A 22,677-nucleotide genomic window follows, 5' to 3' on the forward strand; every position below is an offset into this window, starting at 1 on the left:
AATTTTCCCTCCGCCTTCTCTTTTAAAAATAACTTTCATATATTCCCCTCCAAATTAATTTAATAATCTAGTAAATCTAAAATTATTCATATCATAATGTAGAATACTTTTTGCAATAAAAAGTTCTACATTTCATTTCGTATAAAGTCAATTTACTCTCCGATAATATGGTATGTATCATTCTTTAAATTATGTCTTCTATTCATTCTCTAAGAAAACACAAAAAATATATTTAGTTTATATTTAACTAAATTAATTAACTAAAACATTATCATTTCAACATTTTGCGAATTAAATTGCTTATTCCTTTTATCTACATACAAATTTTCCCATTGTAATTCTTAATATTTATATGTAATATTGTATTGTCTTACTATCTATTTATAACTCACACACTAACGCGAAAAGGGAACTCTATATGAGTTCCCTTTTCTATTGAAAATAAAAAAACAGAAATATAGCATTATGCTAAATCTCTGTTTTTCTTCTAAACCTTATTTCTCATCTAAGAATTTAAATGTATCTTTAAATTCTTTATCTGTTACTTTAATATCCGCTTCTTTCAATAGATCATTGATTACTTGTTGTTTCCATTTACCTGTCGCATCTTGCAGTCTTTGTTGTTCTAAATCTTTTCGAATCGTATCTTTTACTTCATCAAATGGTTTCAATTCTTTTTTATCCGTCACTTTTATTATATGATAACCATAAGATGTTTTTATTGGTTCACTTACTTGTCCTGCATCTAATTTATACGCAGCTTCCTCAAATTCTTTCACAGTTTGACCAGGAGCAAAACCAGCTATTTCTCCGCCTTGTTCCTTTGAACCAGTATCTTCCGAATATTGTTTCGCTAAAGCAGTAAAATCTTCACCATTATTTATTTTCTCTTTTACTTCTTTCGCAGTTTTTTCATCTTTCACTAAAATGTGACTTACCTTCATTTCAGGTTTATGGTTATCTTTCACATCTTTATCTGTGACAGTCGCTCTAATCGCTTTCTCAAGTGCAATTTCTGGCTTCATTTTCTCTTTTAGTTCATCTTCATTTTTTAACCCTACTTGCTCTAAAGCCACTTCAAACTTGTCACCCATTTGTTCCTTCGCTGCGTCTACTTGTTTTTTAGCTTCTTCATCTGAAACTTTATATTTATCTAGCAATGCCTTATTTAACATCATTTGAGATAAAGTACTTTTTCCATATGTTTGCCTTAATTCTTTACTTAACTCTTTCTCTGTCACGTTTCCTACTTTTGATGTTGCAACATTTTCTGAGGAACCACACGCAGACAATGCTAGCGCCATACACGTAATAATAGTTCCCATAAATAGCTTATTCTTTTTCAATTCAAATACCTCACTTTGATAATTGTATATTAGGAACTATACAGCGCTATTGTGAAATTAATGTGTTTTCCGCAAGTATTTCTCTTCATGTAAGCTTTATTAAACACTAAAAGCTAGCATGAAGCCGGTCTTTTAACATCATTTAATCTGCACATGTTCTTCTTTGATCCATTTGTTTCCACCTATATCTACATATCCATCCTGACGATTCCAAATACGATAAGGAATTTTCCCATCGACCGCACCTGTATCATTCCCGTTTGGTCCATCGTACGTTCTAATTTCATATCCAGGTGTGTATTTTGAGTATGCATAATACCATTGCACATTAAAATGCTCTAACTTAGCCCACTGTTGTTCTCCACCTAAACAAATCATATCTTTTTCGCCACCTCCCCAATAACCTTTATAGATTATATATGGGATTTTTTTCGTAAGTCTTCCTGTAAACTGTGGATTCGCAGGATTCTCATATAAATTAATACCGTATCCATCATCATATTTTGAAACTGCAATACCAATTCCAATTGGTTGCTTACTATCTCCAATACTAGATTGATTTGTTTGATTTGAACCTATAAACCAAGAAAGATTTTTATTCCCAATTAATTGATTTAAATCACATTTTCCAATACCAGGAACATTTCCTGAATCAGTATATTGCCAAATATCACAAGGATATGCTGGTTTATTCCCTCCGTAACGAGGAATCCAAATAAAATCAGCATCAATATTGCGAGCTCCAAATGATACATAAGTGTGATGTCCTACATATAAACCAATTTTTTTTGCACCTAATCGGCGTAATTCATCAATAAATGCTTGAGTCCCGCCTTGCATATCTACCATTGTTTGAACTTCTACATCTGCCACCCAAAATTTAGCGTTTTTATCGCCTCGATTCCAAAAATCTTGCGCTTCTTTTTTTGCATCTGAAATAGATATAAAGCGGCAAAACGCATAATTCCCAAATGGGATACTACGCTTCTTCATTTCTTTCACATAACCTTGATACATAAAATCGACCGTATTCGAACCATCTTGAACTCTAGCAATAACTAAATCTAGCTGAGGCGCTGCAATATCCCAATTAATATTTCCATTCCATTTCGAAATATCTACAATATAACCCATTACTAATCAACTCCTTTTTATTATCTTATTCAAAGCTTGTATTATTGTTAGACTCATATGCCTAATACACACTCTCCATAAAATAAATAAATATAATCTCATCATTTTTTCAAAATATAGAACCTATCTAGAATATTTTTCTTTAAATTAAATAGACAAATTTAACTTTCTTACTATTAATATCAGGATAAAACTATAACTAGTGTGCATACTATATGTAAGCTATTTTAGCTTACACTCATGACTGACCTCCAATATTTTTCAATCTCCCTGTAACTAGGCAGCTAAATAATAAAAGCTGTCTAGTTATTTTTTCTTTATGTACAAGAAAAAGACATTTTCGATTCAGGAAAATGTCTTTTCACATTTTAATAATACAGTTTTGGTGTTATATCCTTATTTTGTATATTCCCTTCACTAACAAATCGTACATCACCAGTGCTTGTAACGCAGCTTGTAGAAAATAAAATAGGGATATCGCACACAACGTCGTTCATTACATCATGAAATACATTGGCAGCAACACCTGTAAACGTTTGGCAAAGGTTTGAAATATCATCGTTAAAAAATTGAATAACTTTCGCAGCAAAAACTGGAAAAATAACATTCGCTCCACCTGGTAGCTGTGGTTGTACAACAACTTGTTGAAAATAAGGATTATTTTCTAATGCTACTTGAAATAAATGTGCAATTTCAAATGCATCTAGTGGACATGGAAGCGGATTTACAATCACACTTTTTTCGTTACTAACAACAACCGTTACACTTACATTTCCAAATTCCACGAAAGGTTTTAGAAGCGTAGCTAATGCTATCGCTTTTTCATCGCTCATAGCTTGTACTAAAATAATAAAGTTCCCACCAACTGGAATAAGCGGACCCACTGTTACAGTCGGATCAGCACCTATAGAATTTTTAAGCTCATTAAAATACGTAATCCACGGTGGTGAAAGCTCAACTTGTACATTTTCTTCCACTCTTTCATTCTACCTCCTTATACAATTCTCATTATCATAATATGTAATGATTTTTAAATTGCATAAGGCATTTATATTATTTTTCTTACGTTCGCTATTTATAATAATGAAGCAATTTAAGAAAAGTATGCTATGTTTCTTTCCAAACTTCAAGTATTATGCTGGAATGAGATTCCATGTACCAATACGGCATCTATAATAAGCAACTACACTAAATTTACATATTGTATTTATATGTCTTCATAATCAAAAGAAGATTAACACATAACCTTCTATACTAAGGAGCTGATTTCATGAAAAAAAACCTATCGTATTCAAAGTTCCCCCAAACTCAAAATTAAAATTACATTCTTCGGTCCTTGCGAAGAAGTAATTACAAACGTATCTTTAATTAATCAACTACTCACCACTAACTGCCAGACTGTATCTCAATATCCAGACTTCAAGAAATATATAACTGAAGTCCGATCATTATCAAATTGTTAATCATATAATTTGTGATTTTTCATTTCGAACCGTTCAATAATAAAAAAATAGAAAGAGCCGAATCTTTCTAAAGAAACGGCTCTTTTTTCATTTCACAAAACATAACTTCAATAAAAAACTAAAATAACTCATTAATTGATATTCTATTGATATTTCGTTGATATTCTACACATATTAATGAAATAAGCATATATTATCGTATGGAGGTACTCCACTCATAAAACCTATCTTTCTTTTGAGTATACTTTATTTGTATGCTCTTTTTTTATTCTTTACTTACCATTACCCTGTTCATATTTCCGAAGATCCCCCATACAAACATTAAGTATTTCAAAAAATCATCTTCTTATTAATCGCTATGAATATAAGTTTAACAATTTATCTATAGCTACATTTTCAGCATCACTTAAATCGACAAAATATTGAAGTTGCCATAGTTGACTCTTCTTAGCCTGATTACTAACAGGTTTATCCCAAATAGGGTAAATCCTCATAGCCATTTTCCCTTTTTGGTTTTGAGTTTTTAATATTTTTTCTTTTAGAAGAATCTCTTTTGGAAAAATAAATTGTCCTAGTTTATTATCCGCTATACAAGTAATAACTAAAAGATTAGGAGCCGAATCATAAGAAAATGCCTGATTTTTCATGGAAGCATCCTTTTCCCAAAAAGAAACAAATTGTCCAATCTTATTAGGCGTAATTTTTGATACTCTAAATCGTATACTTCTATTATTTAGCTGGAATATCCCTCCTGCATATTCTGAGTTTTGCTTTTCTTCTTTTTGGTTAGTAACGAATAGATTATTAGGTTTGTAAATCATTTCATCTAGTTTTCCAACTATATTACTAAAATCAATCATGTAAACGCACCTTTTTTATTTTTCAGTATACCAAGAACATTCGTTCTTGTATATCAAACTTAAACTTTAATCAAAAACCACTGTAAAGATACTTAAACGAATGATAGCTTTGTATCGTCTTTTCAAAGATTATTTTATCTACTCCATCCATAACTTCAAATTTACTTTTATAATACTTATTACATATACTATTCCAATTTTTCGCGTTATTTATTATTATATTAACATATCAACAAAAACGAGGTACATATTACATGACTCAATCCAAAATTGACTTTGGCTCCATAGAGCACCCTTTCTTCCTATTAATTTTATATCTTATCGCAATTCTTTTAACACTCGGCATTACATTTAGTATATGTCATTCCCTTTTACTAAATTTAAATGCACCGAGTTGGGTAGCAAAACTATTATCTATCGTATTAACTCTAGGTGTTGCTTATCAAGTATTTATGAACTTATTTTAATATATTACCAATTTAACACCTTTAACTAAAAGGCCCTACCATAAGGTAGAGCCTTTTTTTAAAAAATAGTCCATAAATCACAAACATCTCTTTTATTTTATTGGAGATGGGAATCTTGCGGCTTCAAAATGCGTACTAATAAATCCTGGATCGTTTTGTATAATCAGTCCATCTACATCACTCTCAGCAAAAATTTCAACTACATCTCCTGCATGTAATTCAAGTATTGTTGAAACAGCTACGACATTTGCAAAATTGGATGGACCAAAAAAGTCATTATCTATTGCTATAGCTGGATTACCATTTATCCGAATTTCTACCCGCGCTCTATAATTCGCATTACTATCGTTAGGTGCAAAGCTGATTGTACCAATAACAGAGTAAACTCCTCTAGTCTCCGGAATAAAATCCGAAGTTGTCGGGTTATATTCATTTGCTAAATCAAATTGTTCATCTTGGAATAATACTTTAACAAAAGTATTTGCAGTGACATTTTGATTTACTGTACTAACCGCTCTAAAAGCAGATGCCCTTACAAGCTTATGCTCCTTATGATCGCAAGAACAGTCATCATATTTTTTACAGTCCTCTCTTCTCTTTTTACAACAATCATGATTTTTCTTTTTGTACATATATATCGCTCCTTTCTATTCTATTACTGCATACTATGCATGCTAGACTTGGAAAGTTTGGACGAGCTTTTGCTACTATTAATGTAAAAAAACTCCACCAAAAAGCGGAGCTAGTAAAAATTTATTCTTCTTTAACATTTATACAATTGGAGATGGAAATCTAGCAGCCTCAAAATGAGAACCATCTTCTGTACTACTAATAACCCCTTCTATACTACTTTGTGCAAAAATCTCGACAATATCACCTGCATGTAATTCAAGTATTGTTGAAACACTTACTGCATTACCAAAATTTATTGGACCAAAAAAGTCGTTATCTATAGCAATTGCCGCATTTCCATTCACACGAACTTCTACACGCGCTCTGTAATTTAAGTTTGTATCATTCGGAAAGAAACCAATCGTTCCAATTACGGAATAAACACCTCTAGTCTTCGGAGTAAACTCTGATATTGCCGGGTTATATTCATTCGCTAAATCAAATTGTTCATTCTGAAATAATACCTTTACAAAAGTATTGGCTGGAAGATTTTGATCAACTGTATTTACAGCCCTAAAAGCAGATGCCCTTACAAGGTTTTTCTCCTTATGATTGCAAGAACAATCATCACATTTTTTACAACAATTATAATGCTTCTTTTCATACCCCTTACAATTGTAATAGTAAGACATAAAAATCTCTCCTTTCTAAGCTACTCCTGCATACTATGTATGCTAGACTTGGAAAGTTTGGACAAGTTGTTGCTATTACAAAAAATAAAAAGGCCCCACCATAAGGCAAAGCGCTCGTTTAAAATGTTGCTTATTTCATTAGTACAAAACATTAGGTCTCACCAACTCAGATTTTCAGAGGCAAATGCCTCCTCCATGCAATCTAATTATTAAATAGGTTTTTTGGTTCAATGGGATATGCAATATTTCAATATTCCTTTATTATCGTTAAGTTGTTAACCCCTCTTAAAATCCCTTTAAAATCAACATTCCTTCTATGACAAATACTCTTTCATCCTTTACAATTACCTTTAATATTCCAATATTATTATTGTAAATTATCGATCTATACAAACATATAATTTTTGTGTATTCTATGGACAAGGATTAAGGTAAGAGTTACTCTTTGCCCTTTTTCATAATTTTTTATAGTAAAGTGTCTAAAATTTATAGACGGCTGGCAATAAATTTCGCCAAATTCTTATCGTCATCTTTCATATCTTCTTGATCTGCGTTTCAGTAAATCCTTTGTATACCGCAAACACTTCTGCATTTGGACCCATTCTTATTGTCCTCTTTTGTACACGATAACTATTTTGTTTAAATTCTCCTTACTTTTAATTAATATTTCTTAAAATCCAAATAAACAGTTGTATAATGTAGTTAACCAATTATTAGGAGTTTTTAAAATGTCAGAAACCATAATAATCTGCTTATATATTGTTTTCGGTATAAGTGCAATATTCGGCTTGATAAAAGAATTTCAAAAACCAGAGAAAAAACATTCTATGATTTTATTTGAAATATTAATTTTAATAGCAGTTATATTCACTTTATATAGGATATTAATCTAAAACATATAATGAAAATAATTTTAAGTCTAAGGCAGTTAGGATTCCCTAACTGCCTTAGACTTAAAATGATGCGATTTTTAGAATTTAATTATAACGGTCCACATTTCGTTTTCTCGTTGTTTTGAGGCTATACTGATTGTGTATTGAACATCTACAAAAAATCTCTGGCGAAAAAGAGTGATACAGTAATGTCTATACTTACTACAATTTACTTTGTCCTACATATGACAACACCCTCATGTGGATTCAGAAGTTTGACACATCTGAAGAAAAAGCTTATAAAGAAAAGTGAAGTTCCATTGTTTTCACAATCTAAAACATACATAACTTCATAACTCAAAACAAAACACTTTAAGATTGTGAATAAACATGTAGAACATAGGTGGAAAAATTACTAAGTTTACAAATACGAATTGTAAATTTAAATTCGTATTATATTGAAAGGAGTTTTAAACATGAAAGAAATTAAAACAGAACAAGAATTCAAAGACATCATCGCAAGCGAGGAGCCAGTAGTTGTTAAGTTCTTTACTACATGGTGCCCAGATTGCGTAAGGGTGAAGTAGTACGTTTTATGCATTGTTATGCAACGTTAATAATCATTAATATATAAGGGTTTAGAGGACATATCAGCGACCATTTCCCTCTTATCATTACTAAGAAGTATTCGTTTAGTTTGCATTATCGTTTGCAATCTGGTTTGCAAACTTGTTAGCACTTTTTTAAATTTCTTCTATTACATACACCTTCACAAAAACATCATACCTAGCTGCTAACTCTTCAAGTTTCTTTTCTCTGTATTTTGTTACCGTAAAGAAATGAATCACTGGCATTTTCCCGTTATATTTCTGTTTATATATTTGCGTGAACTCTTCGTACTTTTTTAACTTCTCTTCATTCACTTTCATTTTCTGCGAACGATCTACTTCGACTGCATGGAGAATACCATCTTCATTTCGATACTTCACATCAGGAATGATTCTTTTTTTCTCACCATTTTTTTTGTAACGGATTTCGGTTTCTATTTGCCAATCATCAGGACAATATAAATTCAGCCATGTGAGGTGGTACAGTAAAACTGGAACACAGTATAGAGATAAATTATTCTATATGAAGAGGTGTTTCAGATGAAAAAACAGTATGATGAAATGTTTAAAAGACAATGTGTTGAATTGGTGATCAAAGAAGGTCGTTCTATTTCAAGTATCCAGAGAGAATTTGACTTGGGTAACGGAACTCTAAATGTATGGATTAAAAAATATTCTACACAGATTTCCTCCTGTGAAAGCAATGAACTGGAAGAACTACGTTCTTTACGAAGAGAAATCCAGGCGTTAAAAAAGGAAAATGAATTTCTAAAAAAGGCGGCAACCTTCTTTGCCAGCAACCAAAACTAACACGCTTTCAGTTTATAAGACAATATAATCAAATATTTGGAGTGCGCTGGCTTTGCCATCGATTACAAGTGTCTGTTAGTGGTTTTTACGACTATATTCATCGTAAACCCACTGAAAATCAGAAAAAACGTAAAAAGACAGCGGCTTATATTGTCATGCAATTTAAATGTTTAAAAGGAAGAATGGGGTATCGAAAGTTGTACCGTTATCTTGTAAACAAGGGAGTCAAGGTTACGTTGTCACAAGTAAGACAAGCGTTATGCAAAGCCGGCTTGCAGTCAAAAGTTGTCACTTATTATAAGAAACGAAAACAAGAACACCGTACATTTCCCAATGTATTAAAGCGATCCTTTAAACCTGGTAAGAAAGACATACCAACTGTAGTATGTGATATTACGGAATTCCGTTTGATGAATGGGATGAAAGTATATTTTTGTGCGGCATTAGATATTAGCACCCGACGGGTGCTTGGTTATTCGTTAGATACTTGTCAAGATGCTCAATTAGTAAAAGACACAATTCAACAAGTAAAAAACACATATGGGAAACGAGAAAACATATTATTTCATAGCGATCAAGGATCACAATTTAGCAGTTACCAAGTGACTGATTTTTGTAAACAGCAAAAAATTCAACAAAGTATGTCCCGAAAAGGAAACTGTTGGGATAATGCAGTAATAGAATCTTTCTTTAGTATCTGTAAGCGAGAATGCTTACATGGAGAAAAGCTCATTTCCCTGTCCCAAGTGAATCAGTTAGTAGCTGAATTTATTTATATGTACTATCATTCTGTTCGTCCTCATTCAACATTAAACGGAATGACTCCTTATCAATATTCAAAATCAATTGCGTAATCTAATTTGTGTTCCAGTTTTTCTTGACCAGGTCACACTTCTGACATATTCTCACCAAAGGCCATTGCTTCATATGAGCCAACGCACGCTAAAGATTGTGACTTTGCATTTTTACGCCCTACTTGCCAATATGCCTTTTTAAATCGACGTAATCCTGTATTTCGGTGCACCCATCCATAAATATTGCTAAATACAAAAATTTGTATCGAATGTGGTTCAATTCTCTGACCTGCTAACTTTCCTTTTGTATGTTTAAAAAGAGACATCCACTTTAGGAAACGAAGTGCTTTTTCTTCTTTAAAAACATATGGAAAATCTTCAGAACCTTCACGTTCAATATCTCTTAAAAATCGTTTACAAGCCTGTTTATGCTTCTGACAAGCAACAACTTCATCATTCAGTACATCATCACAGTAGTCCAACATCCATTGTCTGATCATGTTATACGTCAAACTCCTTTTCTACATTGGTTTTGGGACCTTGTTTTATATTTGGAATGACTATTTTTGCTCTTGCACTTGGAGTTAACCCTAGTTCAACCTCTAGAGCTTTCATTTGTTCATGAAATTGTTTCTTCTTGGTAAGTAATGGATGTGCAACCTTATTCGTCTCAGCCGCTTTGTTCGTATATTCGACCATTAGCCCTTCTTCACGAACAATCTTGGTGGATTCTACATAGTCTGAATACGCATCACAGTACCTTGCTAATGCATTTACATCTATGTTTGTAATGACATCCAAATCCAATAACTCACCCGCAATTCGTTTAAATTCTTTCTTTGCAATGGAATCTAACCATGTTGGTGGTTTTACCTTATCCTTTTTGGCTTGTAACTTTTTTTCAGCCACTAACCTTTGATCGATTTCTTCTTTTGTTAGTCGGTTTGTATTTCCTTCTAATAAATGTAGATGAATCGGTTTCGCTTTTCTTCCTATGAGAACCCCCTCCTTCAGCCGAACCCCCTTTTATGGAATAAAACGAACTTTTTACACGGAAAGCTAAGCGGCGGTCTCCAAGGAACCGCCTTTTGCTTTTTTTACGACGGGGGTATTTTCGTCCGCTTTTAAGACAAATTTATCCGTGATTTTATATAGATGCAATGTTATCCTTATACTTGTAACTTGTAGTTACATGCAGTTTCCCTAAACAAGTATCCTGGAGGCCCTAGACTCATTCTAGGGCCTCTTCCCGTTTATCCAGAGTGATTGATATACTTGTACGCTTTCCTCCTTTTTAGTCATCTTCTGTATTTCTTCTCGTCTTCTTTTGTTTTCTTGTTATGACAAGCATGACAAAGTGTTTGTAAATTATTTGGATCTAACCGCCTTAGCCAATCCACAAGCAACGGAATGGCATGATCTACTACATCTCCCATCTTAATAATGCCATTCATTCTACACTGAACACATAATCCATAATCTCTACGATAAACAAACTCACGCATAACTCTCCATGGTTTGGAGTTATAGAATGAACGTGAGCATTTGTTTCGAATATGTTTGTCATAATATCTTACGGTTTCTTTTTCCTTTGCGATATGTTTAGCACAATACTTATCCCGTGTTAGTTCATTGCAACCTAAGGACTTACACGGCTTAAATGGTTTACTTGGCACCTGCCATCCTCTTCCTCAATCGTTGCATCTCATCCTCAATAGCAAGATTCTTTTTATTAATCCGTTCATGGCACTTGATTATAGCCAATTGACACTTACGAATTTTATCATTCACATATGCAGCAACATGCTCATGGCCACAATGAGGACACGTGAAGTAACACTTCTCAATGCGATTACAAATCTGCTCTACGTGTGGTTGCATATCATAATCTTCATTACAGCTAAAACAATAAACTTGTATCTCCCCTCACTCCTTGTCCTTCAGAAATTCATCCACCGTCTTACTTAACACACTAACCATCGCTTCTCTGCATTGCTTTGGTGTCATATCATCACTTATTTCATTATGCAAAAATACGGCTTTTTCTAATTTCTGTGGATGAATATGTTCCTTGACTAATTCCAATCCGAGAATGTTATTAATTAATTTACCAATAATGACGGTTTGTTCTTGTTTGTTTAGTATCATTTGTTCTCACTCCTCTTCAAAAATAAAGTACCCAGATGGATACTTTCACTCTAAATCCTTATTTATTTTTTCAATTCTAAATACTGAAGGTACATGAGGTTGCATTCTTATATTAGACTCTTCAATTGCTACTATATACCGCGGATTTAAAGCAACTTGCATTTCGTTTCCTGTTTCCACATCTATATGAGGTAACACAACAAAAGTATTAAGGAATTCTCCTTCACCATTTACAAGTGTCTTTCCAATGAGGGAACCAAGCTGAATCGATACAATATATTCTTTCCCATTTGATAAAATAATCTTAGACAAGCTGTCCATCGATATCCCACTCCTTACTTTGTCAAAATGACCAATTCATCATATATTTTATATATACTTTATATGTCCATTTTTCATATCTATGCCTCTTTCTATCAAAATACATATAAACGTAAAAAGAGAGCAACCAAGGAAATGGCTGCTCTTGCATCATTTATATAGAAAGTAAGGTCTTTGGAAAAGCACTATCAATAGGTGTTGTCCTATGCTTCATTATATGCTTATTCTTAGAAAAAAGTTCTAGAAAACACATTATTTTGGTTTTAAAAACCATTCTTCTGCATATACTAAAAATGGTTGGAAAACTGACGCTGTCTACTGTTTATCTCAGACCCTTAACTTAGTAAACAGTTACAATCCATCTGTTTTCCTCCAACATTTCTTTCAGAAGGGTGAAGAATGCGAATGGATATCCCTTATCCCAAAACTAACCTACCACACATCTATATCTTCGCATTCTTCATTCCTTCATCCATACATCATTCACCCCTTACTGCCTTAATCCACCACCCCATTATAAATCCTATAAAACAGAGCACCTCCATAATAAAGTACTCTCTTCTAGTACAGCTTGTACTGCATTTACTTATTATTAAAAAATCACCCTAAAAACTTAATCTAACATTATGTATTATTTAGCCCCTCTTTCAACCGCTAAGCATATATGTTTAACTTTCCCGGTTATACATTCATGTCTAAAACTTAGCGGCTGAAAGAAGAGCAAAAGCTCTTCCGAATTACAATGGATGCCCGTAAATCTACTTATACATATATTGTAAAAATGGTTTCCGCCATCATTTACCTAATTTAAAATACCATACGATTCTATATTCAACTATCTGTTTTTTGTCCTTTATTAAAGAACATTTTCCCACCCTCACTACGATGCCTGCATGTTAAAATACATATACCCTAATTAAATTTCTGCGAGGACATAAAAACTCACTTGTCCTCCTACTCACTTACAGAGCTACATGATTTGTCTTATACAGACCATGTAACTCTCTTTTTTATATCAAGCTATAGACTTATCTTGCACATTAGCATTCTGTGAGAACATACGAAAAAAATTATAATTTTTTAATAACTTTATCCCTACTTTTTCTTTTCCTCCTTACATATAAAAATAACGATTACATTCTCATCACCATTATCTAAATTTCACCATATAATACTATTAATATAAATTACTTTTAAAGGATGAATAACTATGAAGTTCAAAAAATTACTCTTAACTGTCTTATGTTGCTCATTATTCCTAATTATACCCCCGATCAGTGTGAGCGCTCAAGAAGGACAACCTATCATTTCTGATAAAAATACAACGAATCCCTCTGTCTCTACCTCTCCTTTCTTTCCATCCATCCTTCCAAGTTTCCAAAAACTGCACACACCATCACCGGCGAATCTTCCTCAACAACTTATCATCGTCCAAACCTCCGGCAACTATAATCAACAAGAAGCCTCCAATATGATACAGCGTATTAGCAACATTGATAGCAAAACTCTATATGCTCTTTACCATAAAAATATTCATATTAAACTCATTAACTTTCCTATCACTTATTTACCCGAATATTCTTATTTAAGAGGGCAAATCCCTAGAGGCTGGGAAGGTACAGGCTCTACCTGGGACTCTGTTCCAGGTATTGGCGGAAATCCTGTTGTTGCTCGTATAGGATATAGTAATTACGGTAATATGCATACTTCAATCAATCTTGAACTACACGAAACCGCTCACGCTATTGATCGTTATGTATTCCAAAACATTAGCTATTCACAAGAATTCTTAAGGATTCATAGTCGTGAATATAATTCCTTTTCCAACAGTTCTTATTACTACTATCCAGAGGAATATTTTGCTGAAGCCTATGCATACTATTACTTGAATAGTTCTACCCATGAAACTTTAAAAACACGCGCTCCTTATACCTACGAGTTCATACAAAAACTACCTCTTCGTTTATAATTGTATCCATGCACATGTATTAGCGATACAACAATTTTTCAAGTCATTCATACCACATCAAAGATTCCCTGTTTACTCTAAATAAAGAAATAAGATGACAGAGTAACATTCTTTTTTGTAAAAATAATTACTACAAGAATTGGTATTTTTCTATATACAAAATAAAGAGCATCTTTAAAGATGCTCTTTCCACTCAACGGCTACATTCAATCTCGCACCATCGAAAACTGGTTTCGGATTTTAGATACCGTCATTATGAACCGTTTAGAATTTTAATAACAACATCGTGAGTTGTGTTTTCCGACACTTCCCACTGTACAAATATAACACGTTAATTCCAAAATAATCGACACATTTTCTGCCAAAAAGCGGTCATAACTCTGCCAACATTTTTCATAGTTCAAATTTTTCCACAGCACCTGTTAATTCTACTGGTACACCAAATATACTTTTTTTCATTTCTGTCATTTTCTTTTTAATAATCCAATGTGGATAATTCAACTCTTCTAGAATATTTCTAAAATAAGTTGGATTCAGCTTTAACATATCAGGATTTCTTCCCGTATTCCTTTTATATTTAATGATTACTTCTAATAGTTCTTCATTTAACATGAATCACAATTACCTCCCCTTACAGTTTATATTTATGTATATACACCATCCGATTTCTCGATACCTGCAGTTACCCATATCTTATATTGTGTGTAACTGCCCCCTTCGCTGAATCCCTTGCTATCATTGATTTTATTTCACTTTCTCTTTTGAGTTACACAGTACGAACTTTATGAGTAACTGTATACATTTAAAAAGAAAAAGCAATGATTAGATTTTAAACCTAGTCATTGCTTTATCCATCGCATCTTGATTAACCCCTATATAACGTAACGTGACCTTCTCTGACGAGTGATTGAATATCTCCATGAGTAATGCTATGTTTTTCGTTTGCATGTACATATGATACCCGTACGTCTTTCTTAAAGTGTGTGTTCCTATTTCATCTAATCCGAATTCTGCCGCTGCTCCACTTAGTATCTTATATGCCATGCTACGACCAATAGGACGATTCTTACCTTGTCTACTTTGTAATAGATACTCATTATCTTCTCTATCTTCAATAAACCACTTAAGTTCTCTTTTCAGTGATGCTGTAATTTGTATTCGTTTTTGTTTCCCTGTTTTCTTTTCTCTCATAGAGATATGGCTGCCTTTGACATCTCCTACTTTCAATTTCAAAATATCTGAGATTCTGAGACCTGTATTAATGCCCATAATGAAGAGAATGTAATTACGCAAGCTCTTTTCCTTAAAATACTCTTTTAGCTGCTGTATTTGCTTCTGGATCACGTATTGGTTGAACAAAGTTCATAGGTCATCTCCCCCATAATTCTTCTTTATCTCATATACTTCTAATCCGAGTGCAAACGCTAATTTATAAACACTCTCGCTTTCCAACGTCCATATGTACGTTCTGCCATACCAATTTCGTTATAAACCATATAATCATATACACATTCTTCTTCTAAATAGCGCTTGTTAATAATATCCCTTTGAATTTTCCCAGCATATCCATTTCCTAATCGGCTTAGAAACTGATCAATACGAAAAGACATCTTTTTCAACCATTCTTCTCTTTCCTGTTGCTTTATATTTGCTAGAGCAACATCTTCTAACGGTTTCCCTACATCATTTTGTTGGACCATGATATCTTACTTCACAAGAAGGAGTGACTTTCATTTCTTGACGAATCATTCCAAACTGTCTATAAATACGGACTTCTTCAAGAACACCTTCCAATTCCTTTTGCGTTGCCGCTCTATCGATTTTTGGTAAGAAAGATAATTGTTTAGTCATGTAAGACCACTCCTCGTATTTTTTAATTACTTTTGTCTTAAAGCTCCACGTCTACGTTCATAACGTGGCCCATGCATCCCCATTAAATCTTCAATTTCACGAGTGCTTAATTCCTCTTTTCGTTTTTTCTTCTTTTCTTGTTTTGATTGCTTTTTCCACTCACGTAATTGATCTCTTAGCACCTTCATCTCCCCATTTCCCTTCGCAAAATAAAAAGGACACCTATTCCTAAAACAGCTTTAATTGCTGCTTTAATGAATTGGTGTCCTCTAGTTTTCTAGCCGGACTATATTCTATTTTCATTTATTTGATGATACCAGCCCGAACAAAGATATTTCTCCAAACTTTGTTGACTTGTTGTTTATCAAGGGCTGTCGCACGACGAGCGATAGCTTTTCTTATTTTCTTTTTCTTTGCATTTGCCATTCCTCTCTCATCCCTTTCATACAAACGTATCTCATTTCCATTTTTGAGCGTTTTACTCCTTTTGATACCTATTACATTCAAAAATAATCTAGACGTGAATTGTACCTATTTTATAAATTCCTTTTTCTCCACCAAAGGATTATTTTATTAAGTTTTTCACAAGCTATATCTTCGGATTTTCAGAATCAAATGAACCTCTAGACACATACACCATATACTAATTTAAATACTTCCTAAGAAAGTAGGTGAAAGCTATGCCAGCTATTCTTGGAAACCTTGTCGTACAAACCAGTAACGGTTCTTTCAACTTAGGCGATTTTTATAACGTTTCTCCAAAAGCAAATACAAAATCTTATAATGGTTCAGGTTCATCAAATAATGCTTTTATTACCAATAACTTTAGCGGTGTTAGTGCGACAAATACATTCGATTCTGATGTTGCAGATCAAGATCAAATAGTATCAAACTAAAATTTCCCACTCCCCTCTCTCCTGAATAAAACCCAATATTCCGTCAATAATATAGATAGGCTGTTAGCCAGAACTCATTTAAATGTCCCTACTCTTTCTCCGATCCCCACGGAGAACCGAGCAGTTAGCTTTTGCTAGCTGCTCTTTTTAGATTTCGTCTCTCATAATCAAATTCAACCTCATAATTACCTGGTCCAAAATTCCTAATTGTTTATTAACGCCATCACGATATTCTTCACTATGAATTTTTGAAAAGCCATTTCGGACCCGTTTTAAATTGGATGCTCTTCTTTATAAATCATTAATAAGTTGGTTAACTTCTTCAGATTTCAATCCGCTCATCCTTTTCTATTCAAATAACGCTTTTGTTTGGTTTTAAATACTTTCATTAATCTTATCGATAAGCTCGCTTAGCTCCGTTAATGTTTCCATGTCTGATGTATTATCTGCAATCTCTTGTAACTTTGTAGATAATGCTAATAGGAAATCAGTTGATGCATGCATCTTTTTCACTCTCCGATTCTTATAAAATTCAAATTTGATTATATTGTTTTCTTAGTGCTCTCCCTCCAATATTGCTGTAAAATCTATTATTGGAAGGAGGTGGAATATATGGTGATTATAAATATGCTCGATGGTGAAAAAATTGAAATCCATGAAGATACTATTTTAGTTGGAATCAACAATGCTCCACGTACTGATAAACCAAACGAACAATTATTTTACCTTCAGCAAATGTACATAGGTAATGTGCAAGGCGATTTTGAAAAAGAAGGTTCTGCAATAGCTACTTTAGATGAAAGATTAGGAATTGGCGGATTCCTGCTTTCACATGACATGTTTTCAATTGGTGACGACAGTGATGCAACTTTATATCTTACATCAGCTGTTAAATCTATCAGCGTAGTCTAATATTGTGCCAGCGTGCTAGCTTATGAGCTAGTACGCTATGTTCTTTTTCTAACTCCTTTAACCAATCCATGCATTTATTAGTAAATTCATTTCTTGCCTTTACCTCATCTTCTAGTACAAGTACGGACACATATCCTTCAGACTCATTTTTATACTGAACTTCGGAATATACACTTCTATAATGATCGTTCATTTGTGGAACTTGTCCATCTAACGTTTTTGCACGAAACACTTCAATCATTTTCGTTTTTTTCATTTCTTACCACCCTTTATTTAAAAATCTATATTTAACATTACTTCACATCGACACGTTTTTGACTAGCTTCCCTGCTAAATCCATCTGGATATCTTGTTGCTAATTTTGCGATATTCATTTGAGCAATATCTTCTAATGTATATCCCATTTCGTGGGCCATAATGGAGATATAGTACATAATGTCCCCCAACTCTAAAGCTAATTTATGAGTATTCCCGTCCTCTTCACCTGGACAATGAGCTGGCTCGAATCTATGACCATGAAAAATAGCTTTTTTTACAATATCCGCAACCTCACCAGATTCTCCCGTAAGTCCTAATGCTGCATTTAAAACACATCCACCGAAATCGTTATTTATATTCCATGTGCGTAATGTTGCTTCTTGGTATTGATCTAATTCAGAAATTTGATTGAAATTCATTGCCGCTTGTACTTCCTTTGATTTACTGATTAATTTTGTTACTTCAAATGCTCCATTTTTCATTGCTTTCATTTTGTTTTCCCCTTCCTATTTAGCAAATCCCTAATCCTATCGGACGATTTTTAATTAAATCCTGATCAGCTTGATCTATTACAAGGAGCGCCACCTCCGCTTGGTGCCTCCTTAACGCTTTTGCCATCTTTGGTAAACTCATACCTTGACTCCACATTTCACGAAAACGAATTACATCTCTTTCATCCCAAATGAAGTTAGCTTCCTCTAAAGCGATGTATATCTTTAACCTTGATTCCTTCATCGCTTCATGGTTTCTTGCTACACTCATAAGCGAACCTACTTTCTAAAAGTGATTATTTTATCTTTTTAGTAAACTTAGTATCCACACGATCAACTCTCCCATTAATCCAAACTGCAACTTGCTCACCGAACCCGTTCTCCGGTGGATTGAATGCTGTAACATTTCCATCCTTCACTATTAAAAGCTTATTGCTACTAACATCAATTTCTACTTTTTTCATATATCCATCTCCCTTTTACTAACGCATGTACTCGACAACATCAGGCTTAAAGCCACTTCCTAAATAAATCCGTACTGGAATTGCTTCTTTTTTATCCCTTGCTGCCTTGCACAATTCTTCAGCTGTTTCCCAATTAAAAAGCTTATCTACAGCTCGTTGAAATCTCCAAATTGCCATTGTATATTGTTCAAAGATGTCATAACGATCATCTTGTTTAGTTGTGCGTGGTAATTCATCCGTACACTTAGCATTCTTGGGAACTTGGACACGCACATCAGCATATGTAACGCTTCCAGTTCCTCTCTTCACTTTTGCTTTCATTACATCGAACTCACAAATTGCTGGCTCTACATCGAAAATATTTAGTTGTTTAGCCATTTACCATCCCACTCTTCTCAATAGCATCCAACAACTCACTTGCACCTTTTTTGCTCAAAAACATCCTTCCGTCCAGTAATTCCAAGTTGGATTCAGACACATCACCTGTTACAAAGCATGATTTTTCTTGTTTTCTTAAAACCATGTTTTCCCCATCAACATGAAAGTCTAGTGCTGTACCTTCAGCAATCCCCAAAGTTCTGCGTAACTCTACTGGAATTACTACACGCCCTAGCTCGTCCGCTTTTCTTACAACACCTGTGTTTTTCATACCTTACTCCCCTTTAGTATTTTTATATTTGCTTAATATCTCATCCAACCGTTTCTGATTATCATTTTGAACTTGCTGTGGTTGTTGTATTGGTTCAGGTTCTTCTCGATGATGTAACCATTCTGGTACAGCTTCCGCTCGTTTGGCATAACCTTTACCAGTACGCTTTTTACTTTGTTGTTGTCTTCGGAATTCTGCTTGCGCTGCTTCTACATCTTGAATTGTTTTAAAGCCTTGTTGATGCCAATCTTTTAGAATCCCTTTTGTATAAGACCAATTACGTTTATTGTTTTCTAAGGTGATTTTCATAGCTTCTACTACTAAATCTTGATTGAGATCATCTACCCATTGATTTATTTCTTCTCCCATAAAAGGAGATATAACCCCGAAATTTTTCATATAAAAATCGATAGCCGGATTTTCTACTAATGAAAATGTTTCTTCTTCTTTTTCTTCTTCTTTTTCTTCTTCTTTTCTTCTTCTTTTCTTCTTCTTTTCTTCTTCTTTTCTTCTTTTTCTTCTTCTTGCCCCCGATTCGTATCACGGTTCGTTGACGTATCGTAATACGAATCGTTAATATACGTTTCAATTAACTTTTTAATGGATTTTTGCTCTATATGTTTACAAATTGGAATTAGCAAGGATATGTTCTTTACTGCTTTTAATTCTTTCTTAATTAAATCTTCCACTGGTTTGCCCGCTTTTTTCAGATTGTATTTACCCCAATTGAAAATCACTAATTCTCTAGTTTCATCATCGTACTTTATTAACTTGTGATATTCCTCAAATCGCTGCATTAAAGCCTTTATAGTCTCGTGTGAGTATCCTGTTTCGAAAGCCATTTGTTTTTTAGTAATTTGGTATACTCCAATTTGTTTAGTTTGTGGATTTGTTAATAAATATAAGAAGAAAAATTTATCCTCAGGCGTAAAATCCTCTTGCACCTTTACATCATTCCAAAACGATGTGTGAACTTGTCTAAATATAGCCATATTATTTGTTCCTCCTTTTGCAACCAACTAAAAAATCTATTTATTTTTATCCGCTTGTACTACTTACTGAATTCCCGTGATATACTTATAACAAGTGTTTTTTCTAAAGGGACCCATTGCAGTGGGTCTTTTCCTTTTGTTCTACATCACTCCAAGCCCATCTTTTGATTGGCTCATATGTGATGTATCCTAACCAGGCACTACAGACAATTAACATTCCGAATATTGATAATGATGTTGTATCTTCCACTAAATCACCTCCTTTTGTGCTTCAAGCCATGCTTCTAAGTCCTTTTGCAGAAAAAGTAGTTTTCGGCCTTCCCTAATCACCGGAAAGTGTGGGTGATTTGCTAATTCATACATTCTAGAAACTGCTATATTGAGATAAGCTGCCGCTTCCTTAACTCGCATTACTTTATTTGGTTGTGATTGTTGTTGGAATTCAGCTAAAGCTGCTCTAATCTCTTCTCTCACAACTTCACGAATAATTCCTTTTAACGATTCCTCTAAGTTCATAAATACACCCCCTACATCATCTTTTTATTTTCTGCTTGCTTTTCTATCCACTCGTAAAATTTATGAGTATTGATCATCCACCGTTTACCTTCTCTAAATGCCGGAAAGCCATCAATTTTAACAATTTCATACATTCTGTTCTTACCAACTCCCAAGATCTCCATTGCTTCCTCTAAAGTTAGCAAAGGCTTCTGTCTAACAACTTGTTGCTGTTGGTTTTGTAGTATTTCTATTAATGGTTGAATTGCTTTTGTTACTGCTTGTTGGATTTGTTCTTCAATTGTCATTTTCTTTTGCTCCTCCCCATTCAACTTAACTTTAGATTAAGCTGAGGTCAAAAAATTTTAATTGCATCTAGTTTAACTTTAAAAAACTCAGCAATTTTTACAATTAAATCATAATAAGGACGGCGTTTGCCATTTTCTATGTACCAATAATACACCTCGGTAATACCAACGGCTTCAGCTACTTCCTTACATGTGTATCCTTGTTCTTCACGTAGCTGTTTTAGAGTTTTCATTTGCAACTCCTCTCTTCCGTTTTTGTTGTTAAGTTCATAATAACTTAACCTTTAGTTAAGTTCAAGTCTTTTATTTAATTTTTTTAAGAAAATTCCCTCTTCCAACTTAACTGACAGTTAATATATAATGTCAGTAAGGTTATATAAAATAAAATGTGCATAATATAAAACAATATAAATAAATTTTGGGGAGCTTGGAATATGTTTAATCATGAAAGGTTAAAGTCGCTAATTGAAAAAAGAGGGGTTACTCAACAACAATTAGCTGATGCAATTGGTGTTAGCCATGTTTCTGTTTATAACTATGTTGAGGGAAAAAAACAACCAGGTACACGTACACTTCAAAGGATAGCTAATTATTTAAAAGTCACTACTGATTATCTGTTTGGATTATCTGATTCACCAGATTTAACAGTAGATCAAAATCTACATCTTACAAAAGAAGCTCAAGAAATTCTACAAATCATTAATAAATTACCTGAAGAGCAACGAAAAAAGGCACTGGAACAACTAGAAATGTTTGTGAATTATGAAAAATCTAAAGGGAATATTTAAAGAAAAAAGACTATCCGAAGATTAGATAGTCTTTTTTACATTGCTTTTTCTCTTTTAGGCTCACTCAAGCAGATAGATAATAATTTTTCCTTTGGATTATCTTCTTCTTGTAAAAGTAATAATGCTTGTTTAATCAGATTAACTTCCCCTTCTGTATTCTTCATCTTCTCTTATCCCCCTTATCGATTTTGTAATTTTTTACATAAATTTCTTTTTTATTCGTTCACCTAAAAAGGAAATTTCCTCTAAAACTACAAATGACATCGTCAATTAAGACGATGTCATTTTGAATATATATGTAATCTTTAATTACGTATCTTACCAACCGCCACCAGGATCAACCATCATATGTTGGACTACAGGTTTTAAATCGTTTGTACTAGGCTTTTCTTTCGCAGAATCAGTGTTCACAACCAATGTAGTAGCTAATAAAAGTGCAGGAATAATTGCAATTATTTTCTTCATTTTTCCACCTCT

Annotated in this window: 36 protein-coding genes and 6 pseudogenes; 9 read left to right on the forward strand and 33 right to left on the reverse strand. The window is 33.4% G+C overall.

Features of this window, described 5'->3' with window-relative positions; genetic code table 11:
• Positions 1–494: 494 nt before the first annotated feature.
• The 3 genes from CDB3_RS12720 to CDB3_RS12730 form a co-directional block, all read right to left on the reverse strand.
• Positions 495–1,346, reverse strand: coding sequence for a peptidylprolyl isomerase PrsA (locus tag CDB3_RS12720; protein WP_128854744.1), 852 nt, complete (start codon positions 1,344–1,346; stop codon positions 495–497).
• 138 nt (positions 1,347–1,484) lie between these two features.
• Entirely contained in the window at positions 1,485–2,480 is a 996-nt protein-coding gene (locus CDB3_RS12725; protein ID WP_128854745.1) for a glycoside hydrolase family 25 protein, read from the reverse strand.
• A gap of 368 nt (positions 2,481–2,848) precedes the next feature.
• Entirely contained in the window at positions 2,849–3,457 is a 609-nt protein-coding gene (locus CDB3_RS12730) for a hypothetical protein (protein WP_128854746.1), read from the reverse strand.
• Positions 3,458–3,764: 307 nt separating this feature from the next.
• Here CDB3_RS12730 and CDB3_RS33100 point away from each other — a divergent pair.
• Positions 3,765–3,943: pseudogene (locus CDB3_RS33100) on the forward strand (hypothetical protein).
• 356 nt (positions 3,944–4,299) lie between these two features.
• On the opposite strand, the gene CDB3_RS12735 reads toward CDB3_RS33100, so the two are convergent.
• Positions 4,300–4,803 (reverse strand): MepB family protein, encoded by a 504-nt coding sequence (locus CDB3_RS12735; protein WP_128854747.1) that lies wholly within the window; start codon positions 4,801–4,803, stop codon positions 4,300–4,302.
• Positions 4,804–5,057: 254 nt separating this feature from the next.
• Here CDB3_RS12735 and CDB3_RS12740 point away from each other — a divergent pair, with 254 nt between their 5' ends.
• Complete coding sequence (locus tag CDB3_RS12740) at positions 5,058–5,270, forward strand: hypothetical protein (protein WP_128854748.1); 213 nt, start codon at positions 5,058–5,060, stop codon at positions 5,268–5,270.
• 92 nt (positions 5,271–5,362) lie between these two features.
• Here CDB3_RS12740 and CDB3_RS12745 read toward each other — a convergent pair whose 3' ends face one another.
• Together CDB3_RS12745 and CDB3_RS12750 are read right to left on the reverse strand one after the other, a co-directional pair.
• On the reverse strand, positions 5,363–5,902 hold the full coding sequence (locus CDB3_RS12745) for a C1q-like domain-containing protein (protein WP_128854749.1): 540 nt from the start codon (positions 5,900–5,902) through the stop codon (positions 5,363–5,365).
• Between the two features lie 138 nt (positions 5,903–6,040).
• Entirely contained in the window at positions 6,041–6,574 is a 534-nt protein-coding gene (locus tag CDB3_RS12750) for an ABC transporter permease (protein WP_128854750.1), read from the reverse strand.
• A 1,348-nt stretch (positions 6,575–7,922) separates the two neighbouring features.
• On the opposite strand from CDB3_RS12750, the pseudogene CDB3_RS12755 reads away from it, so the two are divergent.
• Positions 7,923–8,027: pseudogene (locus CDB3_RS12755) on the forward strand (thioredoxin domain-containing protein); the annotation flags it as partial.
• 162 nt (positions 8,028–8,189) lie between these two features.
• Here the strand turns inward: CDB3_RS12755 and CDB3_RS12760 are convergent.
• A pseudogene (locus CDB3_RS12760) lies at positions 8,190–8,525 on the reverse strand (replication-relaxation family protein); the annotation flags it as partial.
• 69 nt (positions 8,526–8,594) lie between these two features.
• On the opposite strand from CDB3_RS12760, the gene CDB3_RS12765 reads away from it, so the two are divergent.
• Together CDB3_RS12765 and CDB3_RS12770 are read left to right on the forward strand one after the other, a co-directional pair.
• Complete coding sequence (locus CDB3_RS12765) at positions 8,595–8,864, forward strand: transposase (RefSeq protein ID WP_128853850.1); 270 nt, start codon at positions 8,595–8,597, stop codon at positions 8,862–8,864.
• On the forward strand, positions 8,819–9,718 hold the full coding sequence (locus tag CDB3_RS12770; RefSeq protein WP_128854753.1) for an IS3 family transposase: 900 nt from the start codon (positions 8,819–8,821) through the stop codon (positions 9,716–9,718). The genes CDB3_RS12765 and CDB3_RS12770 overlap by 46 nt, the downstream gene beginning before the upstream one ends.
• 35 nt (positions 9,719–9,753) lie before the next feature.
• On the opposite strand, the pseudogene CDB3_RS12775 reads toward CDB3_RS12770, so the two are convergent.
• The 6 genes and pseudogenes from CDB3_RS12775 to CDB3_RS12800 all read right to left on the reverse strand — a co-directional run.
• Positions 9,754–10,158: pseudogene (locus CDB3_RS12775) on the reverse strand (terminase large subunit domain-containing protein); the annotation flags it as partial.
• A 1-nt stretch (position 10,159) separates the two neighbouring features.
• The gene (locus CDB3_RS12780) at positions 10,160–10,654 is read right to left on the reverse strand and encodes a phage terminase small subunit P27 family (protein WP_128854754.1); all 495 of its coding nucleotides are present in this window, start codon (positions 10,652–10,654) and stop codon (positions 10,160–10,162) included.
• Between the two features lie 302 nt (positions 10,655–10,956).
• Positions 10,957–11,334 (reverse strand): HNH endonuclease, encoded by a 378-nt coding sequence (locus CDB3_RS12785; RefSeq protein ID WP_128854755.1) that lies wholly within the window; start codon positions 11,332–11,334, stop codon positions 10,957–10,959.
• Positions 11,324–11,578 (reverse strand): hypothetical protein, encoded by a 255-nt coding sequence (locus tag CDB3_RS32340; RefSeq protein WP_128854777.1) that lies wholly within the window; start codon positions 11,576–11,578, stop codon positions 11,324–11,326. The genes CDB3_RS12785 and CDB3_RS32340 overlap by 11 nt, the downstream gene beginning before the upstream one ends.
• 6 nt (positions 11,579–11,584) lie before the next feature.
• Positions 11,585–11,806 carry a hypothetical protein gene (locus tag CDB3_RS12795; RefSeq protein ID WP_128854756.1) on the reverse strand — a complete coding sequence of 74 codons (222 nt, stop codon included), beginning with the start codon at positions 11,804–11,806 and terminating at the stop codon, positions 11,585–11,587.
• Between the two features lie 45 nt (positions 11,807–11,851).
• A complete protein-coding gene (locus CDB3_RS12800; RefSeq protein ID WP_128854757.1) occupies positions 11,852–12,127 on the reverse strand; it encodes a hypothetical protein in 276 nt (91 codons plus the stop codon).
• A 1,210-nt stretch (positions 12,128–13,337) separates the two neighbouring features.
• On the opposite strand from CDB3_RS12800, the gene CDB3_RS12805 reads away from it, so the two are divergent.
• Positions 13,338–14,096, forward strand: coding sequence for an anthrax toxin lethal factor-related metalloendopeptidase (locus CDB3_RS12805; protein ID WP_256869781.1), 759 nt, complete (start codon positions 13,338–13,340; stop codon positions 14,094–14,096).
• 393 nt (positions 14,097–14,489) lie between these two features.
• On the opposite strand, the gene CDB3_RS12810 is transcribed toward CDB3_RS12805, so the two are convergent.
• The 5 genes and pseudogenes from CDB3_RS12810 to CDB3_RS12825 all read right to left on the reverse strand — a co-directional run bounded on the left by CDB3_RS12810 (position 14,490) and on the right by CDB3_RS12825 (position 16,373).
• The gene (locus tag CDB3_RS12810; RefSeq protein WP_128854758.1) at positions 14,490–14,708 is read right to left on the reverse strand and encodes a hypothetical protein; all 219 of its coding nucleotides are present in this window, start codon (positions 14,706–14,708) and stop codon (positions 14,490–14,492) included.
• Between the two features lie 210 nt (positions 14,709–14,918).
• A pseudogene (locus CDB3_RS12815) lies at positions 14,919–15,462 on the reverse strand (site-specific integrase).
• Positions 15,459–15,947, reverse strand: a pseudogene (locus tag CDB3_RS12820) (ArpU family phage packaging/lysis transcriptional regulator). The pseudogenes CDB3_RS12815 and CDB3_RS12820 overlap by 4 nt, the downstream one beginning before the upstream one ends.
• A gap of 26 nt (positions 15,948–15,973) precedes the next feature.
• Positions 15,974–16,129, reverse strand: coding sequence for a hypothetical protein (locus CDB3_RS31675; RefSeq protein ID WP_179139663.1), 156 nt, complete (start codon positions 16,127–16,129; stop codon positions 15,974–15,976).
• Between the two features lie 121 nt (positions 16,130–16,250).
• The gene (locus CDB3_RS12825; RefSeq protein ID WP_128854779.1) at positions 16,251–16,373 is read right to left on the reverse strand and encodes a DUF3983 domain-containing protein; all 123 of its coding nucleotides are present in this window, start codon (positions 16,371–16,373) and stop codon (positions 16,251–16,253) included.
• Between the two features lie 254 nt (positions 16,374–16,627).
• Here CDB3_RS12825 and CDB3_RS12830 point away from each other — a divergent pair, with 254 nt between their 5' ends.
• On the forward strand, positions 16,628–16,843 hold the full coding sequence (locus CDB3_RS12830; protein ID WP_128854759.1) for a spore germination protein: 216 nt from the start codon (positions 16,628–16,630) through the stop codon (positions 16,841–16,843).
• A 375-nt stretch (positions 16,844–17,218) separates the two neighbouring features.
• Here the strand turns inward: CDB3_RS12830 and CDB3_RS32345 are convergent, their stop codons facing one another.
• Positions 17,219–17,347 carry a hypothetical protein gene (locus tag CDB3_RS32345; RefSeq protein ID WP_256869665.1) on the reverse strand — a complete coding sequence of 43 codons (129 nt, stop codon included), beginning with the start codon at positions 17,345–17,347 and terminating at the stop codon, positions 17,219–17,221.
• Positions 17,348–17,455: 108 nt separating this feature from the next.
• On the opposite strand from CDB3_RS32345, the gene CDB3_RS12840 reads away from it, so the two are divergent.
• Complete coding sequence (locus CDB3_RS12840; protein WP_128854760.1) at positions 17,456–17,755, forward strand: hypothetical protein; 300 nt, start codon at positions 17,456–17,458, stop codon at positions 17,753–17,755.
• Here the strand turns inward: CDB3_RS12840 and CDB3_RS12845 are convergent.
• The 12 genes from CDB3_RS12845 to CDB3_RS12890 form a co-directional block, all read right to left on the reverse strand.
• Positions 17,742–18,011: a hypothetical protein gene (locus tag CDB3_RS12845; protein ID WP_128854761.1), complete on the reverse strand. Its 270-nt coding sequence runs from the start codon at positions 18,009–18,011 to the stop codon at positions 17,742–17,744. The genes CDB3_RS12840 and CDB3_RS12845 overlap by 14 nt on opposite strands.
• 37 nt (positions 18,012–18,048) lie before the next feature.
• On the reverse strand, positions 18,049–18,504 hold the full coding sequence (locus tag CDB3_RS12850; protein ID WP_128854762.1) for a nucleoside triphosphate pyrophosphohydrolase family protein: 456 nt from the start codon (positions 18,502–18,504) through the stop codon (positions 18,049–18,051).
• A 19-nt stretch (positions 18,505–18,523) separates the two neighbouring features.
• The gene (locus CDB3_RS12855) at positions 18,524–18,775 is read right to left on the reverse strand and encodes a helix-turn-helix domain containing protein (protein ID WP_128854763.1); all 252 of its coding nucleotides are present in this window, start codon (positions 18,773–18,775) and stop codon (positions 18,524–18,526) included.
• Between the two features lie 25 nt (positions 18,776–18,800).
• Positions 18,801–18,968, reverse strand: a complete 168-nt coding sequence (locus tag CDB3_RS12860; RefSeq protein ID WP_128854764.1) for a DUF3954 domain-containing protein — start codon at positions 18,966–18,968, stop codon at positions 18,801–18,803.
• An 18-nt stretch (positions 18,969–18,986) separates the two neighbouring features.
• The gene (locus CDB3_RS12865) at positions 18,987–19,346 is read right to left on the reverse strand and encodes a cell division protein SepF (protein WP_128854765.1); all 360 of its coding nucleotides are present in this window, start codon (positions 19,344–19,346) and stop codon (positions 18,987–18,989) included.
• Positions 19,339–19,617, reverse strand: coding sequence for an AbrB/MazE/SpoVT family DNA-binding domain-containing protein (locus CDB3_RS12870; protein WP_128854766.1), 279 nt, complete (start codon positions 19,615–19,617; stop codon positions 19,339–19,341). Before CDB3_RS12870 ends, CDB3_RS12865 begins: the two co-directional genes overlap by 8 nt.
• Positions 19,618–19,620: 3 nt before the next feature.
• On the reverse strand, positions 19,621–19,986 hold the full coding sequence (locus tag CDB3_RS32350; RefSeq protein WP_256869783.1) for a DnaD domain-containing protein: 366 nt from the start codon (positions 19,984–19,986) through the stop codon (positions 19,621–19,623).
• Positions 19,987–20,042: 56 nt separating this feature from the next.
• Positions 20,043–20,609: a hypothetical protein gene (locus tag CDB3_RS32355; protein ID WP_256869785.1), complete on the reverse strand. Its 567-nt coding sequence runs from the start codon at positions 20,607–20,609 to the stop codon at positions 20,043–20,045.
• Between the two features lie 103 nt (positions 20,610–20,712).
• On the reverse strand, positions 20,713–20,859 hold the full coding sequence (locus CDB3_RS31680; protein WP_179139698.1) for a hypothetical protein: 147 nt from the start codon (positions 20,857–20,859) through the stop codon (positions 20,713–20,715).
• The gene (locus tag CDB3_RS12880; RefSeq protein ID WP_128854767.1) at positions 20,859–21,125 is read right to left on the reverse strand and encodes a helix-turn-helix domain-containing protein; all 267 of its coding nucleotides are present in this window, start codon (positions 21,123–21,125) and stop codon (positions 20,859–20,861) included. Before CDB3_RS12880 ends, CDB3_RS31680 begins: the two co-directional genes overlap by 1 nt.
• Before the next feature lie 11 nt (positions 21,126–21,136).
• Positions 21,137–21,412, reverse strand: a complete 276-nt coding sequence (locus tag CDB3_RS12885) for a helix-turn-helix domain-containing protein (protein ID WP_128854768.1) — start codon at positions 21,410–21,412, stop codon at positions 21,137–21,139.
• Between the two features lie 47 nt (positions 21,413–21,459).
• Positions 21,460–21,645 (reverse strand): helix-turn-helix domain-containing protein, encoded by a 186-nt coding sequence (locus tag CDB3_RS12890; RefSeq protein ID WP_128854769.1) that lies wholly within the window; start codon positions 21,643–21,645, stop codon positions 21,460–21,462.
• A gap of 201 nt (positions 21,646–21,846) precedes the next feature.
• Between CDB3_RS12890 and CDB3_RS12895 the strand changes: the two genes are divergently transcribed.
• Positions 21,847–22,200, forward strand: a complete 354-nt coding sequence (locus CDB3_RS12895; protein ID WP_128854770.1) for a helix-turn-helix domain-containing protein — start codon at positions 21,847–21,849, stop codon at positions 22,198–22,200.
• A 35-nt stretch (positions 22,201–22,235) separates the two neighbouring features.
• On the opposite strand, the gene CDB3_RS32360 is transcribed toward CDB3_RS12895, so the two are convergent.
• Together CDB3_RS32360 and CDB3_RS12900 are read right to left on the reverse strand one after the other, a co-directional pair.
• Positions 22,236–22,364: a hypothetical protein gene (locus CDB3_RS32360; protein ID WP_256869787.1), complete on the reverse strand. Its 129-nt coding sequence runs from the start codon at positions 22,362–22,364 to the stop codon at positions 22,236–22,238.
• Positions 22,365–22,518: 154 nt separating this feature from the next.
• Positions 22,519–22,665 (reverse strand): complement C1q protein, encoded by a 147-nt coding sequence (locus CDB3_RS12900; RefSeq protein ID WP_128854771.1) that lies wholly within the window; start codon positions 22,663–22,665, stop codon positions 22,519–22,521.
• Positions 22,666–22,677: the final 12 nt, after the last annotated feature.

The organism is Bacillus sp. CDB3, from assembly GCF_002081505.1.
In the GTDB taxonomy this organism is placed as follows: Bacteria; Bacillota; Bacilli; order Bacillales; family Bacillaceae_G; genus Bacillus_A; species Bacillus_A cereus_AT.

What these genes read in the sequence shown, in the direction of transcription:
- CDB3_RS12725 (WP_128854745.1), bottom strand. Translation starts at nt 2,480, where the DNA reads ATGGGTTATATTGTAGATATTTCGAAATGGAATGGAAATATTAATTGG.
- CDB3_RS12735 (WP_128854747.1), bottom strand. Translation starts at nt 4,803, where the DNA reads ATGATTGATTTTAGTAATATAGTTGGAAAACTAGATGAAATGATTTAC.
- CDB3_RS12740 (WP_128854748.1), top strand. Translation starts at nt 5,058, where the DNA reads ATGACTCAATCCAAAATTGACTTTGGCTCCATAGAGCACCCTTTCTTC.
- CDB3_RS12745 (WP_128854749.1), bottom strand. Translation starts at nt 5,902, where the DNA reads ATGTACAAAAAGAAAAATCATGATTGTTGTAAAAAGAGAAGAGAGGAC.
- CDB3_RS12750 (WP_128854750.1), bottom strand. Translation starts at nt 6,574, where the DNA reads ATGTCTTACTATTACAATTGTAAGGGGTATGAAAAGAAGCATTATAAT.
- CDB3_RS12765 (WP_128853850.1), top strand. Translation starts at nt 8,595, where the DNA reads ATGAAAAAACAGTATGATGAAATGTTTAAAAGACAATGTGTTGAATTG.
- CDB3_RS12795 (WP_128854756.1), bottom strand. Translation starts at nt 11,806, where the DNA reads ATGATACTAAACAAACAAGAACAAACCGTCATTATTGGTAAATTAATT.
- CDB3_RS12800 (WP_128854757.1), bottom strand. Translation starts at nt 12,127, where the DNA reads ATGGACAGCTTGTCTAAGATTATTTTATCAAATGGGAAAGAATATATT.
- CDB3_RS12805 (WP_256869781.1), top strand. Translation starts at nt 13,338, where the DNA reads ATGAAGTTCAAAAAATTACTCTTAACTGTCTTATGTTGCTCATTATTC.
- CDB3_RS12810 (WP_128854758.1), bottom strand. Translation starts at nt 14,708, where the DNA reads ATGTTAAATGAAGAACTATTAGAAGTAATCATTAAATATAAAAGGAAT.
- CDB3_RS12825 (WP_128854779.1), bottom strand. Translation starts at nt 16,373, where the DNA reads ATGGCAAATGCAAAGAAAAAGAAAATAAGAAAAGCTATCGCTCGTCGT.
- CDB3_RS12830 (WP_128854759.1), top strand. Translation starts at nt 16,628, where the DNA reads ATGCCAGCTATTCTTGGAAACCTTGTCGTACAAACCAGTAACGGTTCT.
- CDB3_RS32345 (WP_256869665.1), bottom strand. Translation starts at nt 17,347, where the DNA reads ATGCATGCATCAACTGATTTCCTATTAGCATTATCTACAAAGTTACAA.
- CDB3_RS12840 (WP_128854760.1), top strand. Translation starts at nt 17,456, where the DNA reads ATGGTGATTATAAATATGCTCGATGGTGAAAAAATTGAAATCCATGAA.
- CDB3_RS12845 (WP_128854761.1), bottom strand. Translation starts at nt 18,011, where the DNA reads ATGAAAAAAACGAAAATGATTGAAGTGTTTCGTGCAAAAACGTTAGAT.
- CDB3_RS12850 (WP_128854762.1), bottom strand. Translation starts at nt 18,504, where the DNA reads ATGAAAGCAATGAAAAATGGAGCATTTGAAGTAACAAAATTAATCAGT.
- CDB3_RS12855 (WP_128854763.1), bottom strand. Translation starts at nt 18,775, where the DNA reads ATGAGTGTAGCAAGAAACCATGAAGCGATGAAGGAATCAAGGTTAAAG.
- CDB3_RS12860 (WP_128854764.1), bottom strand. Translation starts at nt 18,968, where the DNA reads ATGAAAAAAGTAGAAATTGATGTTAGTAGCAATAAGCTTTTAATAGTG.
- CDB3_RS12865 (WP_128854765.1), bottom strand. Translation starts at nt 19,346, where the DNA reads ATGGCTAAACAACTAAATATTTTCGATGTAGAGCCAGCAATTTGTGAG.
- CDB3_RS12870 (WP_128854766.1), bottom strand. Translation starts at nt 19,617, where the DNA reads ATGAAAAACACAGGTGTTGTAAGAAAAGCGGACGAGCTAGGGCGTGTA.
- CDB3_RS32350 (WP_256869783.1), bottom strand. Translation starts at nt 19,986, where the DNA reads ATGGGAGAAGAAATAAATCAATGGGTAGATGATCTCAATCAAGATTTA.
- CDB3_RS32355 (WP_256869785.1), bottom strand. Translation starts at nt 20,609, where the DNA reads ATGGCTATATTTAGACAAGTTCACACATCGTTTTGGAATGATGTAAAG.
- CDB3_RS12880 (WP_128854767.1), bottom strand. Translation starts at nt 21,125, where the DNA reads ATGAACTTAGAGGAATCGTTAAAAGGAATTATTCGTGAAGTTGTGAGA.
- CDB3_RS12885 (WP_128854768.1), bottom strand. Translation starts at nt 21,412, where the DNA reads ATGACAATTGAAGAACAAATCCAACAAGCAGTAACAAAAGCAATTCAA.
- CDB3_RS12890 (WP_128854769.1), bottom strand. Translation starts at nt 21,645, where the DNA reads ATGAAAACTCTAAAACAGCTACGTGAAGAACAAGGATACACATGTAAG.
- CDB3_RS12895 (WP_128854770.1), top strand. Translation starts at nt 21,847, where the DNA reads ATGTTTAATCATGAAAGGTTAAAGTCGCTAATTGAAAAAAGAGGGGTT.
- CDB3_RS32360 (WP_256869787.1), bottom strand. Translation starts at nt 22,364, where the DNA reads ATGAAGAATACAGAAGGGGAAGTTAATCTGATTAAACAAGCATTATTA.
- CDB3_RS12900 (WP_128854771.1), bottom strand. Translation starts at nt 22,665, where the DNA reads ATGAAGAAAATAATTGCAATTATTCCTGCACTTTTATTAGCTACTACA.